This is a genomic window from Allobaculum sp., assembly GCF_047010065.1.
Lineage (GTDB): Bacteria > Bacillota_I > Bacilli_A > Erysipelotrichales > Erysipelotrichaceae > Allobaculum > Allobaculum fili.
Genome location: NZ_JBKXLD010000064.1, coordinates 1 through 13,391, shown reverse-complemented (window position 1 = coordinate 13,391; position 13,391 = coordinate 1). Strand labels below are relative to the sequence as shown.

The 13,391-nt window shown below is 50.0% G+C and carries 9 protein-coding genes and 1 pseudogene; 5 read left to right on the top strand and 5 right to left on the bottom strand.

From position 1 onward, the window contains the following. Positions 1-293: 293 nt before the first annotated feature. Together ACLUYS_RS06725 and ACLUYS_RS06720 are read left to right on the top strand one after the other, a co-directional pair. Positions 294-1,337: a macro domain-containing protein gene (locus tag ACLUYS_RS06725; protein WP_230267958.1), complete on the top strand. Its 1,044-nt coding sequence runs from the start codon at positions 294-296 to the stop codon at positions 1,335-1,337. Positions 1,338-1,456: 119 nt separating this feature from the next. Then, positions 1,457-2,113 (top strand): vWA domain-containing protein, encoded by a 657-nt coding sequence (locus ACLUYS_RS06720; RefSeq protein ID WP_288340323.1) that lies wholly within the window; start codon positions 1,457-1,459, stop codon positions 2,111-2,113. A 353-nt stretch (positions 2,114-2,466) separates the two neighbouring features. Here the strand turns inward: ACLUYS_RS06720 and ACLUYS_RS06715 are convergent, their stop codons facing one another. The 5 genes and pseudogenes from ACLUYS_RS06715 to ispH all read right to left on the bottom strand — a co-directional run bounded on the left by ACLUYS_RS06715 (position 2,467) and on the right by ispH (position 8,336). After that, the gene (locus ACLUYS_RS06715) at positions 2,467-4,104 is read right to left on the bottom strand and encodes an alpha,alpha-phosphotrehalase (RefSeq protein ID WP_412659435.1); all 1,638 of its coding nucleotides are present in this window, start codon (positions 4,102-4,104) and stop codon (positions 2,467-2,469) included. Positions 4,105-4,228: 124 nt separating this feature from the next. Continuing rightward, positions 4,229-6,067: a PTS system trehalose-specific EIIBC component gene (treP, locus tag ACLUYS_RS06710; RefSeq protein WP_412659434.1), complete on the bottom strand. Its 1,839-nt coding sequence runs from the start codon at positions 6,065-6,067 to the stop codon at positions 4,229-4,231. A 29-nt stretch (positions 6,068-6,096) separates the two neighbouring features. Then, positions 6,097-6,156 (bottom strand): annotated as a pseudogene (locus ACLUYS_RS06705) (hypothetical protein); the annotation flags it as partial. Positions 6,157-6,530: 374 nt separating this feature from the next. After that, positions 6,531-7,241 (bottom strand): trehalose operon repressor, encoded by a 711-nt coding sequence (gene treR, locus ACLUYS_RS06700; protein WP_412659433.1) that lies wholly within the window; start codon positions 7,239-7,241, stop codon positions 6,531-6,533. A gap of 180 nt (positions 7,242-7,421) precedes the next feature. Continuing rightward, positions 7,422-8,336 (bottom strand): 4-hydroxy-3-methylbut-2-enyl diphosphate reductase, encoded by a 915-nt coding sequence (gene ispH, locus ACLUYS_RS06695; protein ID WP_230267954.1) that lies wholly within the window; start codon positions 8,334-8,336, stop codon positions 7,422-7,424. A 134-nt stretch (positions 8,337-8,470) separates the two neighbouring features. Here ispH and ACLUYS_RS06690 point away from each other — a divergent pair, with 134 nt between their 5' ends. From ACLUYS_RS06690 to ACLUYS_RS06680, 3 genes are all read left to right on the top strand, one after another. Then, on the top strand, positions 8,471-9,772 hold the full coding sequence (locus ACLUYS_RS06690; RefSeq protein ID WP_230267953.1) for a DEAD/DEAH box helicase: 1,302 nt from the start codon (positions 8,471-8,473) through the stop codon (positions 9,770-9,772). A 287-nt stretch (positions 9,773-10,059) separates the two neighbouring features. Next, complete coding sequence (locus tag ACLUYS_RS06685) at positions 10,060-10,962, top strand: deoxyribonuclease IV (protein ID WP_230267966.1); 903 nt, start codon at positions 10,060-10,062, stop codon at positions 10,960-10,962. A gap of 210 nt (positions 10,963-11,172) precedes the next feature. Continuing rightward, the gene (locus ACLUYS_RS06680; protein WP_412659432.1) at positions 11,173-13,206 is read left to right on the top strand and encodes a CHAP domain-containing protein; all 2,034 of its coding nucleotides are present in this window, start codon (positions 11,173-11,175) and stop codon (positions 13,204-13,206) included. The last annotated feature ends 185 nt before the right edge of the window (positions 13,207-13,391 follow it).

Sequence of the window (13,391 nt, the reverse complement as noted above, 5' to 3'; positions counted from 1 at the left end):
AGCGTATCTAATATTCAGTCTCGCGTATACCCGTCGATTGTTTGACACTTACCTTTCTGATGAATTCAACTGGATTGAATTTTTCTTCTGTCCAGTATCCCGGGTTCGAAAAGCGTTTGCAATATATAGATGATAATAGAAATCAAACTATACGAATAATCAATAAAAACAGTATAAATAGAAATGCGCTTGTGGAAGCGGAAATTCCGTTTTCTTCGTTCGTTTCGGCTTCAATTCTGTGTACGATAAAAGAAGACGATTGAAAAACCAGACAGCAGGCAGGAGGGACACGTATGCCATTTAAGCTCATTCGAAATGATATTACGGAAATGCACGTCGACGCCATTGTGAACGCGGCCAATCGATCACTGGCCCAGGGCGGCGGCGTGTGCGGGACCATCTTTCAGAAAGCAGGCGCGGCAAAAATGGCAAAAGCCTGCAAACCTCTGGCCCCCATTTCGACCGGACAGGCGGTTCTTACGCCTGGATTTGCGCTGCCGGCAAGATACGTCATTCATGCCGCAGGTCCAGTTTTTGCGAGTTACACTCCAGAAGAGGCGAGATCCCTGCTTGCCAGAACCTATCAGAGTGCTTTGCAGCTGGCCGATGAAAATGAGATCCGCAGTCTTGCCTTTCCTCTGATTTCCAGCGGAATTTACGGCTTTCCTAAAGACCAGGCGCTTCAGGTCGCCATGACGACCATTCTGGATTTTCTGAAAGATCATGAGATGGATGTCTATCTGGTGGTGTTTAACCGGGAATCCTTCGCGCAAAGTCGAAAACTGGCCGGTGAAGTGGAAAGCTATATTGAAGACAATTATGCGGAAGAACATACTGACCGATCACGGTCGGAATCCTTTGAACTGGATGATTTTGAACTGGATGATGAGGAAGAGCTTGTCCACGCCGCACCTTCACTCGTTGAAGCGCCTCATTTTGCAACTGCTGCCGCAGCAGAAGGAATGCCTGAAGACGAGGAAGACCATTTTATCGTCGATGAACCGTTTAATCAGAAGCTTTTCCATCTGATTGATGCCAAAGGCATGAGCGATGTGGATGTATACAAGCGGGCCAATCTCGATCGCAAGCTCTTTTCCAAAATCCGAAGCCGCAAAAACTACATCCCCAGCAAGAAAACGATCCTGTCTTTGGCCATAGCGCTGAAGCTTACTCTCCAGGAAACCGATGAGCTGCTCGAAAGTGCGGGCTACGCTCTGTCGCGTTCGCTGCTGTTCGATGTGATTGTTGAATTCTTTATCCAGAAGCAGAAATACGACATTTTTAAAATAAATGAGGTTCTCTTTCTCTACGATCAGCCGCTGCTCGGCTCGCTCTGATGCTCAGACAGCCGGCCAATTGGATGTCGCCGTACCGTTTTAAATGTCGCTTTTCGGGCGACCTGAAGAAAAGCCTTCTTTTGTAGGATGGATTCATCCAGAAAAGGAGGTTTTCTTCTATGACAGCAGGATTAACTGAACTTGTTTTTATTCTCGATCAGAGCGGCTCCATGTACAATCTGACCGAAGATACGATTGGAGGTTTCAACTCCATGCTCGAAAAGCAGCGTCATGTAAAAGGCGACTGCAAAGTCACAACGGTTCTCTTCAACGACAGGGCGCATACAATCCACAACCGCCTCGATCTTCAGGCAGTGCGTCCTATGACCCGTAAAGACTACATACCGCACGGGTCTACCGCACTCTATGATGCGGTAGGAAGGACGATGGATTCGATCATCGCGTCACAGCGGCACATGAATCCGAAATACCGAGCTAGCCAGGTGATGTTTGTCATCATTACGGACGGATTGGAAAACGACAGCATGTACTATTCCGCCAGCCAGATTCGAAAGATGATTGAGTACGAAAAAGAAAAATACGGCTGGAAATTTATTTTCCTCGGCGCCAATATCGATGCCGAAAAAGCAGGCTCCGAGATCGGAATTGATGCCCGATTCACCGCAAGCTACGTACCCGATGCGGAAGGGACAGAGCTGAATTTTGAGGCGGTCAGCGCTGCAGCGGCCTGTGTACGGGAGAGCGGTATTCTGGAGGAAGACTGCCTCGATGAAATCCGCAGCGATGAAAAGAAACGAAATCGAAGACGCTTTTAAAGATCTTCGCGTATTCCGAAGATGAAGAGACAGCATGGAAACCGAAAAGACAGCCGCAGCTGCCCTCAGGCATAGGAAATCAAGTCTAATAAAGAAAAACGTTCAGGTGTTCGCTTCACTCGCAAAGGCGAGGCGAAATCTGAACGTTTTTCTTTAATAGGACTTCGAATCAGGAATAGAAAGGGGAATCCTGCGGGGACGATCGGCGGTGCGGGTATTCAGCAGCCTGCGACGAATCGCCGGCGGCAAGAAGACAGAGAGGAGGCGGTCTAAAGCAAAAGGAAAAGGCTCTGAGACCTCTGCATGTGCTGCAGAAGATCAGAGCCTTGTATTCGGGATACAAAGAGAAAGCATTAGTTCTTCTTTTTCAGAATCAGCGATTCGTACGGACGCAGGGCGAGAGCATCCGGATCAAAATCACTGTAGTTGGACAGGATTCGCTCGTATTCATGAAGATCGAGCGAAAGGGGAGCGGGGTGTCCGAAAAAATTGTGGACGCATAAAATTTCTTCGCTATCGAGTTCTCGCACATAGGCGTAGAGATTTTTGTCCGTTTGAAGGAGCGTTCTGGTCGTTCCGTGCTGCAGGATGGGATTTGTTTTCTTGAGCGCGATGAGTTTCTTGTAGTAGTCATAGATGGAGTCTTCTTCCTGTAAAACCGACTCTGCATTGACGGTTTCGAGATTGTCGTTGAGGCGAAGCCAGAGCTGGCAGCTTGTAAACCCGCCGTTTGTCCCATTCGTCCACTGCATGGGCGTACGGCCGTTGTCGCGGCTTTTTGCCTGGAGAATGGCGAGAATTTCGTCATCGCTCTTATGCTGCTCGTGTTTGAGCATGTCCGCCGCGTTGTGCGATTCAACGTCGTCATAGTCCGCGACAGAACGGCTGTTGAGATTGGTCATGCCGATTTCATCACCGTACAGGAAATACGGAGTACCGCGGCGGGTAAAGATCACCGATGCCAGCATTTTTGCGGATTCCTTCGGGTAATGGACGGGATCGCCAAAGCGGGAAAGGGCTCTTGGCTGATCGTGGCAGTTCCAGAACAGCGCGTTCCAGCCGCCTTCTTCTTCCATTTTCACATCCCATTCAAAGAAGAGATCTTTCAGTTCCTGAAAGTCGAAGGGCATGAGCGTCCATTTCTGCTTATCCTTGTAGTCGACTTTCAGATGATGAAAGTTAAAGCACATGGAAAGCTCTTCGTTTTCGGGTTTCGAATAGCCGGAACACTTTTCCACGGACGTTGCGGACATTTCGCCGACCGTCAGGACATCCGCATTGCCTAGCGCTTCGACATGCAGCTGATGAAGATAGTCGTTGACTTTCGGACCATCGGTATAAAATTCCTTGCCTTCGCTGCCTTCCGGTGCGTCTTCAAACGCCATTTTGTCAATCAGGTTTACGACATCAAAACGGAAGCCTTTGACCCCTTTTTCTATCCAGAATTTCAGAACATTGACCAGTTCGTTTCGCACATCCGGATTGGCTAGATTCAGATCCGCCTGGGTAGGATCGAACAGGTGCAGATAGTATTCGTCAAATTTTTCGACATACTGCCAGGCTGGGCCGCCGAATTTGGACGGCCAGTTGGTGGGCAGATGACCGTCTTTTCCTTTTTTCCAGATGTAGTAGTCCTTATACTTCCTGTTGCCGGCCAGAGCTTTCTGAAACCATTCGTGCTCGGTTGACGTGTGGTTGAATACCATATCGAGCATGATGCTGATTCCGCGCTTTCCGGCTTCTCTGACCAGCGTTTCGAAATCGTCCATCGTGCCGTAGTCGGGGTTGATGGCGGTGTAATTGCTGACATCGTACCCGTTATCCTTTTGCGGGGAGGGAAAGATCGGGTTGAACCAGATCATGGTGATGCCAAGATCCTGCAAATAATCCAGATGTGAGGTAATGCCGTTCAAATCCCCGCGTCCGTTTCCGGTGGTATCCTGAAAGGACTTGGGATAAATCTGATACACGACTTGTTTTGAGCAGTCCATACATTTCCTTTCCATAATCAGTTCCAAAGTGCAGTTCAGAGGGTCATCGCAGACTTATGAAAAGTCAGCGATGTAAAGGTTAAAATGATTTTGTTTCGCTGCGTCTTTTAAAAGACTGCGTTTTTTAAATGCTGGAAGAAGGGAGAATAACGGCAGCCGGTTCGGAGGCTTCCACCTTTCCGTCAGCCAGCAGCTTCACGTTCTGACCGCTGGTGACCACGACAGGGGAGATAACCGACTTGCCGGCAGCGCGGATCGCGTTCAGATCCATTTCCACCATGGGATCGCCGGCGGTAACCAGATCGCCCTGTTTTACACGCATTGTAAAGCCTTCGCCGTTCAGTTCCACGTTATCCATGCCCAGATGGATCAGGACTTCTTCGCCTTTCTGCGTTTTAAGACCAATCGCATGTTTTGTCGGGAAGACCATCATGACTTCCGCATTGCACGGAGCAAGCACAAGTCCGTCTTCTGGATCGATCGCAAAGCCCTGGCCCATGGCGCCGGAAGGGAATACCTGGTCTTTGATTTCGGATAAAGGAAGCAGAGTTCCGCGCATCGGAGCGTTCAGGATTACGTCTTTGTCTGCCTGCTCGAGGGTGAGCCTGTTTTCTTTCTGCGCCTGTCCATAGCGGACTTCATCAGAGAGATGGGTTTTGCCCCAGATTACGGTAAGAACAAACGGGATAACGATCGCAATGACCATCGCAATCAGGAATAAGCCCCAGTATTGCGGAAAGATGGAAAGAATGCCAGGCAGACCGCCCACGCCGATGGAAACGGCGCTGATGCCAAAGCCAACGGAGAACATGGCTGCGATCGAGCTGCCGATCATGCCGCAGATAATCGGGAAGCCGTATTTCAGGTTGATACCAAATAATGCCGGTTCAGTAACGCCAAGGTAGCAGGAGATGGCTGCTGGAAGAGAAACCTGCTGGATACGTTCGTTTATACGGGTGAGGAAAGAGAAGCCAAGAACGGCAGAGCCCTGTGCATTGTTGCTTAAGGCGATCATCGGCCAGAGGATCGTTCCGCCATACGAGCTAATCAGCTGCGAGTCAATTGCATTGGACATATGATGCAGACCGGTAATAACGAGCGGGGCATAGAGCAGGCCAAACAGACCGGCGAACAGCCATCCAAACGGATTCATGAGTCCGGCGTAAACGGCTTTGGAAATCCAGTCGCCCAGAACCCAGCCGATTGGACCAACGATCGTATGCGCAATCAGAACCGCCAGAACGATGGAGCAGAAGGGAACGACGATGATGGAAACAATTGCGGGCGTGATCTTCTGGAAGAAGCGCTCGAGATAGACGAGGATGAAGCCGGCCATAATCGCGGGGATGACCTGTGCCTGATAGCCGATCATACGAACCGTCGCAAAGCCAAAATTCCAGACTGGAATATCTGCCACCGGCGTAGAAGCTACCGCGTAGGCGTTTAAGAGCTGCGGAGAAACGAGAGTAATACCGAGGATAATGCCGAGCACCTGACTGGTCCCCATCTTGCGGGTAATCGACCAGGTGATGGCTACCGGCAAATAGTGGAAGATAGCTTCGCCAATCAGCCACAGGAAGCTGTCGACGCCGCTCCAGAACTGAGAGATGTCGACCAGGGTTTTCGTTCCCTGTTCGAAAAGGTAAAGCGAATCAATGCAGTTGCGAAAGCCAAGAATAAGACCGCCGGCTACGAGCGCCGGGATAATGGGTGTAAAGATTTCGCCCAGATTTCCGATCAGACGCTGCAGCCAGTTCTGATTGGACTTGGCCGCCTGTTTCACAGACTCTTTGGATGCGCCTTCGAGGCCGGAGACTTTAATAAAATCATTGTAGTAGTTGGTGACATCGTTTCCGATGATGACCTGAAACTGACCTGCCTGGGTAAATGTGCCTTTGGCGGTCGGAAGTTTCTCAATGCCTTCAATATCGGCTTTGTCCGGTTCGGTGAGGACAAATCGCATACGGTAACACAGTGGGCCACGGAAACAATGTTTTCTTTTCCGCCGACCAGCTTTAAGAGCTCGCGGGCTTCGCTTTGATAATCAGCCATGTTTTTCTCCTTTTTCTACAGGTTTGTTTCTAAAGGTTTGAAACGGTATTGCTTTTTGGACTTGCCAGTTCTGAGTCAGGGAAGAGAAGCAGCCGAAACTGTTTCTTTAACTTGTACGTACATGTCTTTTGACACCCATAATTTAACTTGTACGTACATGTATGTCAACGCAAAAACGGGAAAAATGGGGTATTTTGGCAAGAAACTGCTTTTATTATTTAACTGAAATAAATTAAACGAATAAGAGTTATAGGGATTGGTTACATTTTCTCCTGACCGGTTCTCTGTGTCAGAGAACTGACCATACAGGCGGGCCGGACAAGTTATGCATGCGCCATTCTCATCCAGAAATAAACGCAAAAAAACCGGAAACGCTACAGGCGTTCCCGGCGGGAAAAATCAATAAAGCGAAACTTATCCGGACGATGCCGGGATTCCATATATTCAAAAAGTCTGGCGTCTTCCAGATACGTATTGGAGCGGACAACGACCAGAAGCGTATTGCCGTTCAGATCCATATGTTCTGCATCGAATGCGCTGGCCGGTTCTACGGTAATTTCCTTGCGCGCAAATCCGATCGGAAGCCGAAGCGTCTGCTCGATATATTCGTACAGGGAGTTTTGTGCAATTTCCGGGGTAAGACCTGGAATGATTCCCGGATTGAGATAATCCCGGTCTTCAATAATCCGTTCCTTGTCATAGGTGCGAATGCGTATGATTTGGACGGCTTTCGATCCTTCGGGCATGGACAGCTTTTCGAGAATGACGGGATCGTCGGTCAGGCCGAACTGGATGACGTCGGTTTCAATTTCCTGACTGGAATGCGCAGCGAGTTCCTTGAAAGAGATTAGGCCGGATGTAGGGAAGGTGACAATATCGACGGGAAGAACGCGCGAGCCTTTTCCTTTTTCTTTGAGGATACGCTTACGTTCGGCAAGCAGATTCAGGGCTTTGCGAACGGTATCCCGGCTGGCACCAAACTCCTCGCACAATTCGTTTTCGCTGGGCAGATAGGAATCTGCTGGATACCTTTTACTGGTGATCCGTTTGGAAATTTCTCTGGCTATTTCAATGTATTTGGACATCTCGCCGCTCCTTTCCATACTCGATTGCATGCCTGCAGGCACGACGTGCGGTATGCGCGCCGTTCAAAATCTGCTGCAATCATTTATAAGAGGCATCGTACCATTTATAACCGGCCTGTATTTTATTATGATCTGTCTGGATTGGCCGGCAGCGGGCAGCTGTTTCGATTTGTGCCGGGATTACTTGTTCAGCCCCTGGTCGATCTGATGCAGGCGCTCGATCGTTTCGTTTTTCAGAAATTCCGGGGTGCTGGCACCTGATGTTACCGCGACTTTCTGGATTCTGGCAAAGTCGAATCCGTCCAGTCCGCTCGCACTTTCAATCTGAAGAACATGGGGAATTCCAGCTTCCAGACCCGTCTGAGCCAGTTTGCGGGTGTTGTTGCTTTTGGGATCGCCGATCACGACGAGCAGATCATAGCCCTGATCCTTTAAATTCATGACGGCCTGCTGCCGCAGTCTTGTCGCATTGCAGATTTCGGACCCAAATTCGGCCTGCGGATACTTCTGCGCGATTCGATCAAACAGATCTTTTAAGCCCGAGACGGACATGGTGGTCTGATTTGTGACGAAAATCTTACCGGTTACCCCTTCCGGAATGTCCTCTTCCGTTTCAATCAGATAAAAGGCAGGCCGTTCGGACGGGTTCGATGGGGCATCGCTTTCCAGACGGCAGTCCATGGCGGCTTCCGCTTCGGGATGCGCTTTGATACCGATATAAAAAAGCGTATAACCTTCCTTGCGTTTCTGGGCAATCAGTTTCTGTGTGGAAAGGACATACGGACAGGACGCGTCGATGCAGACCATTCCTTTTTCTCTGGCCTTTTCCCGAACCGCATTACTGACGCCATGGGCGGTAAAGATGACCAGACCGTCATCAATCTGATCGAGCAGCTCCAGCCGGGTTTTGCCTTTGGCTTCCAGAATATGGAGTCCCTGGGCTTCGAGATGACTGTTGACAAACGAATTGTGGACGAGCGATCCGAGAACGGTAATCTTTTCACCTGGATGTTCGCTCACGATTTTTTCGGCCAGACGGATCGCCTGATTGACACCGCCGCAAAATCCCTGAACGGGAACTTCAAAAATTTCCATAGGTCAGCTCCTGAATGGCCGGTTTTTTCGACCGGACTGTACAATTGAGAGGATGGGCATCAAATCATGATACCTTCTTAAATATGCCACAATATACAGGAAGAGGTGTTTCTGTGAATCGTATAGAAGAAATTATGAAAATTGAGGGGTTTAAAACACTCACCCCGATTCAAAAAGCGGTAGTTGAACGCAAGGATAAAAACCGGGATCTGATCGGTATTTCCACGACCGGATCCGGTAAGTCGCATGCCTTTTTCATGCCGATCTTTGAGCGGATCGATCCCGATCTCGATCAGGTTCAGGCGGTAATTTCCGTTCCAACCCGCGAACTGGCCTGGCAGCTGTATGAGCGTTCCAAGAAAATTTCCGCTCATTTTGGCGTTCGTACGGCCCTGATTACCGGCGGACAGGAAAAGAAAGAAGGCGGTCTCACCCCGCAGATTGTCATCGGTACGCCGGGGCGCATGAAAGACCAGTTTCTCGACGACAAGACCCTTCGTCTCGATACAGCGAAAATCATGGTCATCGACGAAGCGGATATGACGATGGAATTTGGCTTTCTTGAAGATGTGGACGCGATTCTTTCCCATATGAAGGACGATGTCACCGTTATGGTTTTCTCGGCGACGATCCCGGAAATGCTTCAGCCGTTCCTGAAAAAGTACCTGACCAATCCGGAACTGATTCGCATCGGAAGCGATGAAGACTTTGCGGCACAGATCCGTCACATTCTCATTGATCGCAAGCACAAAACGGATGCGCAGCGAGTCGAAGATGTACTCAGTGCAATTCATCCGTACGTCTGCCTGATCTTTACCAATACCAACCAGGAAGCCGCCGCGCTCGCTAAGGAACTGCGCAATGACGGCTACGACCTCGTCGAACTGCACGGGGACCTCGAAGCCCGTGAAAGAACGAAGGCCATCCGCACCATTCAGTCCCAGAAAAAGTCGTACATCGTCGCTTCGGATATCGCCTCGCGCGGTATTGACCTCGAGGGCATCACCCATGTCATTTCGGTCGGCTTCCCGAAAGAACTGCCGTTTTACAAGCATCGCGCCGGCCGTACCGGCCGTGCCGGAAGAGACGGCATGGCCATCGCGATTTATTCACCCAAAGACGCCAAAGCCATTGCGACCTTAAAGAAGCAGGGAATTGTCTTTGAAGAAATGGACGTAAAAAACGGCGAACTCGTTCCCGTTAAGGATCGTGCAGCCCGTCCAAAGAAAGCTGATCCGCTCGCAAAGGAAGTTTCCCGTCTGACCGGCGGCCGCAAGTCGACGAAAGTAAAGCCGAACTACCGCAAGAAAAGAGCGGAGCAGGCCGAAAAGATTCGCCGCCGAGCCAAACGCCAGCTGATTCAGAACGAAATCCGCGAGCAGAAACGCGAGCGTGCCAAAGCCAGGCAGCGCGCCAAAAACGCAAGACAGGGCTAACTGGAAATTCGGTTCGGATTTTTCAGACCGCTTGGCTAAACCTCTGTATTTCATCCACGCAGCAAGCCTTTTGATAAGAAAGCCTGCTGCGTTTTTTACTGGATACAGGAAGGCAGATCGCTCAAAAAGAAATCGAATTTCGTATACTCTTGATCAGATGCAAATACAGGGCGGAGCGGCCAGACGCTCGAACACACGCCTCTGTCATCCATAGAAATACGTACATTCTAATAGAGAACGATAAAGGAGAAATGGATATGAATGCCAAATCCTATCAGGAAAACGTAATGTATCTGGGCTGCCATGTCGGCATGAAAGCGCCCGGATATTTTGAAGGCTCCATTAAAGAAGCGCTCAGCTACGGCGCGGACGCCTGCATGATTTATACCGGCGCACCGCAAAATTCAAAGCGCAAGCCGGTAAAAGAGCTGAAAATTGAACAGGGAAGAGCGGTACTGGAAGACGCCGGATGGAAAACAGAACAGGTTATCGTCCACGCGCCCTACATTATTAATCTGGCCAATATGCTAAAACCTGAAACGGCGTATTTTGGCCGGGAGTTTCTGAAAGAAGAACTGCGCCGCACTGCCGCCATCGGTGCCCGTTATCTCGTCCTGCATCCAGGAAGTCATCTCAAGCAGGGTGCAGAAGAGGGTATCCGCTGGGTTTGCGAAGGACTCGATGAAGTCTTCGAATCCGATTCGACCAGCGTAGAAATCGCTCTGGAAAGCATGGCCGGAAAAGGCAGCGAGATTGGCTGTACCTTTGAAGAAATTCGCGCCATTCTCGATGGCGTAAAAGATTCTTCCCGTCTGAAAGTCTGCCTGGATACGTGTCATCTCAACGATGCCGGCTACGATGTCAGCGATTTTGACACCCTGCTCGATCAGTTTGATGAACAGGTCGGTCTCGAACGGCTTGCCGTACTGCACGTCAACGACTCCAAAAACCCGAAAGGCGCCCGCAAGGACCGCCATGAAAACATCGGAAAAGGCACGATCGGACTGGACAGTCTGGGCGCCATCGTACACAATCCAAGACTCTCTTCCATCATCAAGATTTTGGAAACCCCTTACATCGACGATAAACCGCCCTATGCGGATGAGATTGCTCTGCTGCGCGCCTGGCATCCCGCGAGTGTATCCGCTGACGAAACGGCCGGTGACAGCGCTTGCAAAAATAACGATTGATACAAATTCCGGAGCGGCAGAAAGTTTACAATAGAATTAAAAATATTTATTAACGATTTCATTTGAAAAATACAATGTCGCCTGACGCATTGCCCCGACCCTATGCCGATGGTATAATTTTCTAAGTTGTTTTAACGAAAGCGTTTCCGTTCAGGAAGAATTTCCATTTTGAAGGAAGCGCATACGTTTACACGGGGAAAGGAAATTGAATTGAAAAAGAACCTTGTCAAAGCCGCAACCGTATTTCTGTCCGCCGCCATGGTTTCTGCCGCCGTACCCGGACACTCTCTTCTCGTACATGCCTCGATTGCACAGCCAACTGCCGCCGAGCTTAAGGCATCCGTTCAGGGCCTCGAGAATCTGAGCCGTTCTCGTCTGCAGGAATTATCCGGTGCAGATGCTGCACGGATTGCCAATGATTATCTAAACGGCATTCAGAGTGAATTCAACTCGCTCAGTGATGAAGATAAAGAACAGATCCTCAATTCGATTGCCCTCATCCGCCAGAGCAATCCGGATTTTCCTGTTCTCGAAGTTTCTACACAGGAAGAGCCGACCGCTGCCCAGACGTATGTCGAACCGGCAGCCACGCCTGAACCGGCGCCGGCTGAAGAAACATCCTCGAAGGCCAGTGCGTCTTCGGTCGCATCGAAAGAAAGCACACCATCCAAAGCGGAAAGTCAGAAAGACGCAAACGCATCGGATGTTCAGAATATGGACAGCAGCGAAACCGTAAAAAAAGCGGATTCGGCCGATTCGACGTCTTCCAGAAACGAAACCGCTTCAAAAAAAGAACAGTCGACATCCGAAAAGTCGGATGCGTCGGCTTCGAAAACGGAACATTCGATGAACGCTTCTTCCGATCATAAAGAAGAAGCAGCGACTGCCAGAACAAAATCGAAAGAAAATTCGATGAATGCAAATTCGCCTTCCGATCCAGCTGACCAGAAGCCTTCTCTGACTTCCTGGTTAAAAGAAGAAGAAAACAAAACGAAACCGCGCACGTTCTCGGAACTGTCCCAGTCCCTCAAAGAGTTCAGAGAGGAAAAGGATGAAACGAGCAAAGTGTCTTCACTGCCCATGCACGAAGTGACCGGCGGGAAAAACGATACGAACTCTTCGGATAAAACGTCATCGGATAATTCGAAAGACGATTCCGATCCGGACGAATCCGATAAAGACGAATCCAAAGATGACGATAAGAACAGTTCTTCCGCATCTTCCTGGGATGAAGATTCCAAATCGGATTCTTCCGATGAGGATTCCTCTTCCGATGAATCTTCGGATTCCTCTGATTCGTCCGATTCTTCGGACTCGTCAGATTCATCCGCCTCTTCCAAGGATCCGACCATGCCGACCCCTCCAGACTCCAAGGATCCCGGCACGAATGACCCCTCCGGGGAAAAGCCGGACGATCCCATTCCGAATATGCCCGAGCGTCCAGACGGATCCGCAAATAAGCCGTCGGACTCGATTGGTTCCATGACCGAAACCGATACCGTTGTCGGTCCGGCCTCGCCGGTTCTGAGCAATCCGGGAGCAAACCCGGGCGGCCAGCACGCGATGACGACATCGATTCATGTCCGACAGATTTCCCACGGTCAGAATAAACGGCTGAAAACCCTTCGCCTTGGCGAATACAATCTGCTTCCGGATTATTCCAACGGAGCAGCCTGGAGAAAATCGGTATCGCCTTACAACAGCCCGACCCTCTGGGGCCAGTGCACCTGGTTTGCGTGGGGACGTTTCTATGAACTGTACGGCTTCTCGCCGCGCTTTTCCGGAAACGGCTATGAATGTGTAAAGCAGCTGCTCAGCGCTCACGGTGATAAGTTTGAACTTTCCGAAAAACCGGCAGCCGGCGCCGTATTCTCTTCGGACGCCGCGCATAACCACGTCGGCATCGTTCTCGACTACGATGAAGCCACAGACACGCTGCTCATTCAGGAAGGAAACCTGGATGGCCGCTCCAATGAAATCTGGGCCGAAGCGATCAGCGACTACCGCACCATCAAGCTGAACTCTCGGGAAATTCGCATGCTTTATGGAAACGTAACGTATGCGGTGCCTAAAGAAGGTGTCCATTTTGTCGGCTACTTTGCGAAAGATGAAAAGGATGCCAATGCGAAGAAGATGAGCATTCGCGTAAAATCGCTCAGCGAACTTGCGCAGTCCAAAGTTGAAGATAAGATTTTCAACGCGGGCGTGAAAATGAATCATCTTCGTCACACGCTCGATGAATAAAAACAGCCGCTCTGGCTGACGATGCAATCTCCTGCCATCAAACGATTCCATTCTGAAACAGATACTTATGTCTGGAATGGAATCGTTTTTGCGTTTTGGGCGGCGAAATTCTGAAAATCCGCGCAAAGAAAAAGGTAAGCGTCAAATAAAAGACGGGTATTTTCTCGACCGCCTCCTTGGGATAA

What these genes read in the sequence shown, in the direction of transcription:
- ACLUYS_RS06725 (WP_230267958.1), top strand. Translation starts at nt 294, where the DNA reads ATGCCATTTAAGCTCATTCGAAATGATATTACGGAAATGCACGTCGAC.
- ACLUYS_RS06720 (WP_288340323.1), top strand. Translation starts at nt 1,457, where the DNA reads ATGACAGCAGGATTAACTGAACTTGTTTTTATTCTCGATCAGAGCGGC.
- ACLUYS_RS06715 (WP_412659435.1), bottom strand. Translation starts at nt 4,104, where the DNA reads ATGGACTGCTCAAAACAAGTCGTGTATCAGATTTATCCCAAGTCCTTT.
- treP (WP_412659434.1), bottom strand. Translation starts at nt 6,067, where the DNA reads ATGCGATTTGTCCTCACCGAACCGGACAAAGCCGATATTGAAGGCATT.
- treR (WP_412659433.1), bottom strand. Translation starts at nt 7,241, where the DNA reads ATGTCCAAATACATTGAAATAGCCAGAGAAATTTCCAAACGGATCACC.
- ispH (WP_230267954.1), bottom strand. Translation starts at nt 8,336, where the DNA reads ATGGAAATTTTTGAAGTTCCCGTTCAGGGATTTTGCGGCGGTGTCAAT.
- ACLUYS_RS06690 (WP_230267953.1), top strand. Translation starts at nt 8,471, where the DNA reads ATGAAAATTGAGGGGTTTAAAACACTCACCCCGATTCAAAAAGCGGTA.
- ACLUYS_RS06685 (WP_230267966.1), top strand. Translation starts at nt 10,060, where the DNA reads ATGTATCTGGGCTGCCATGTCGGCATGAAAGCGCCCGGATATTTTGAA.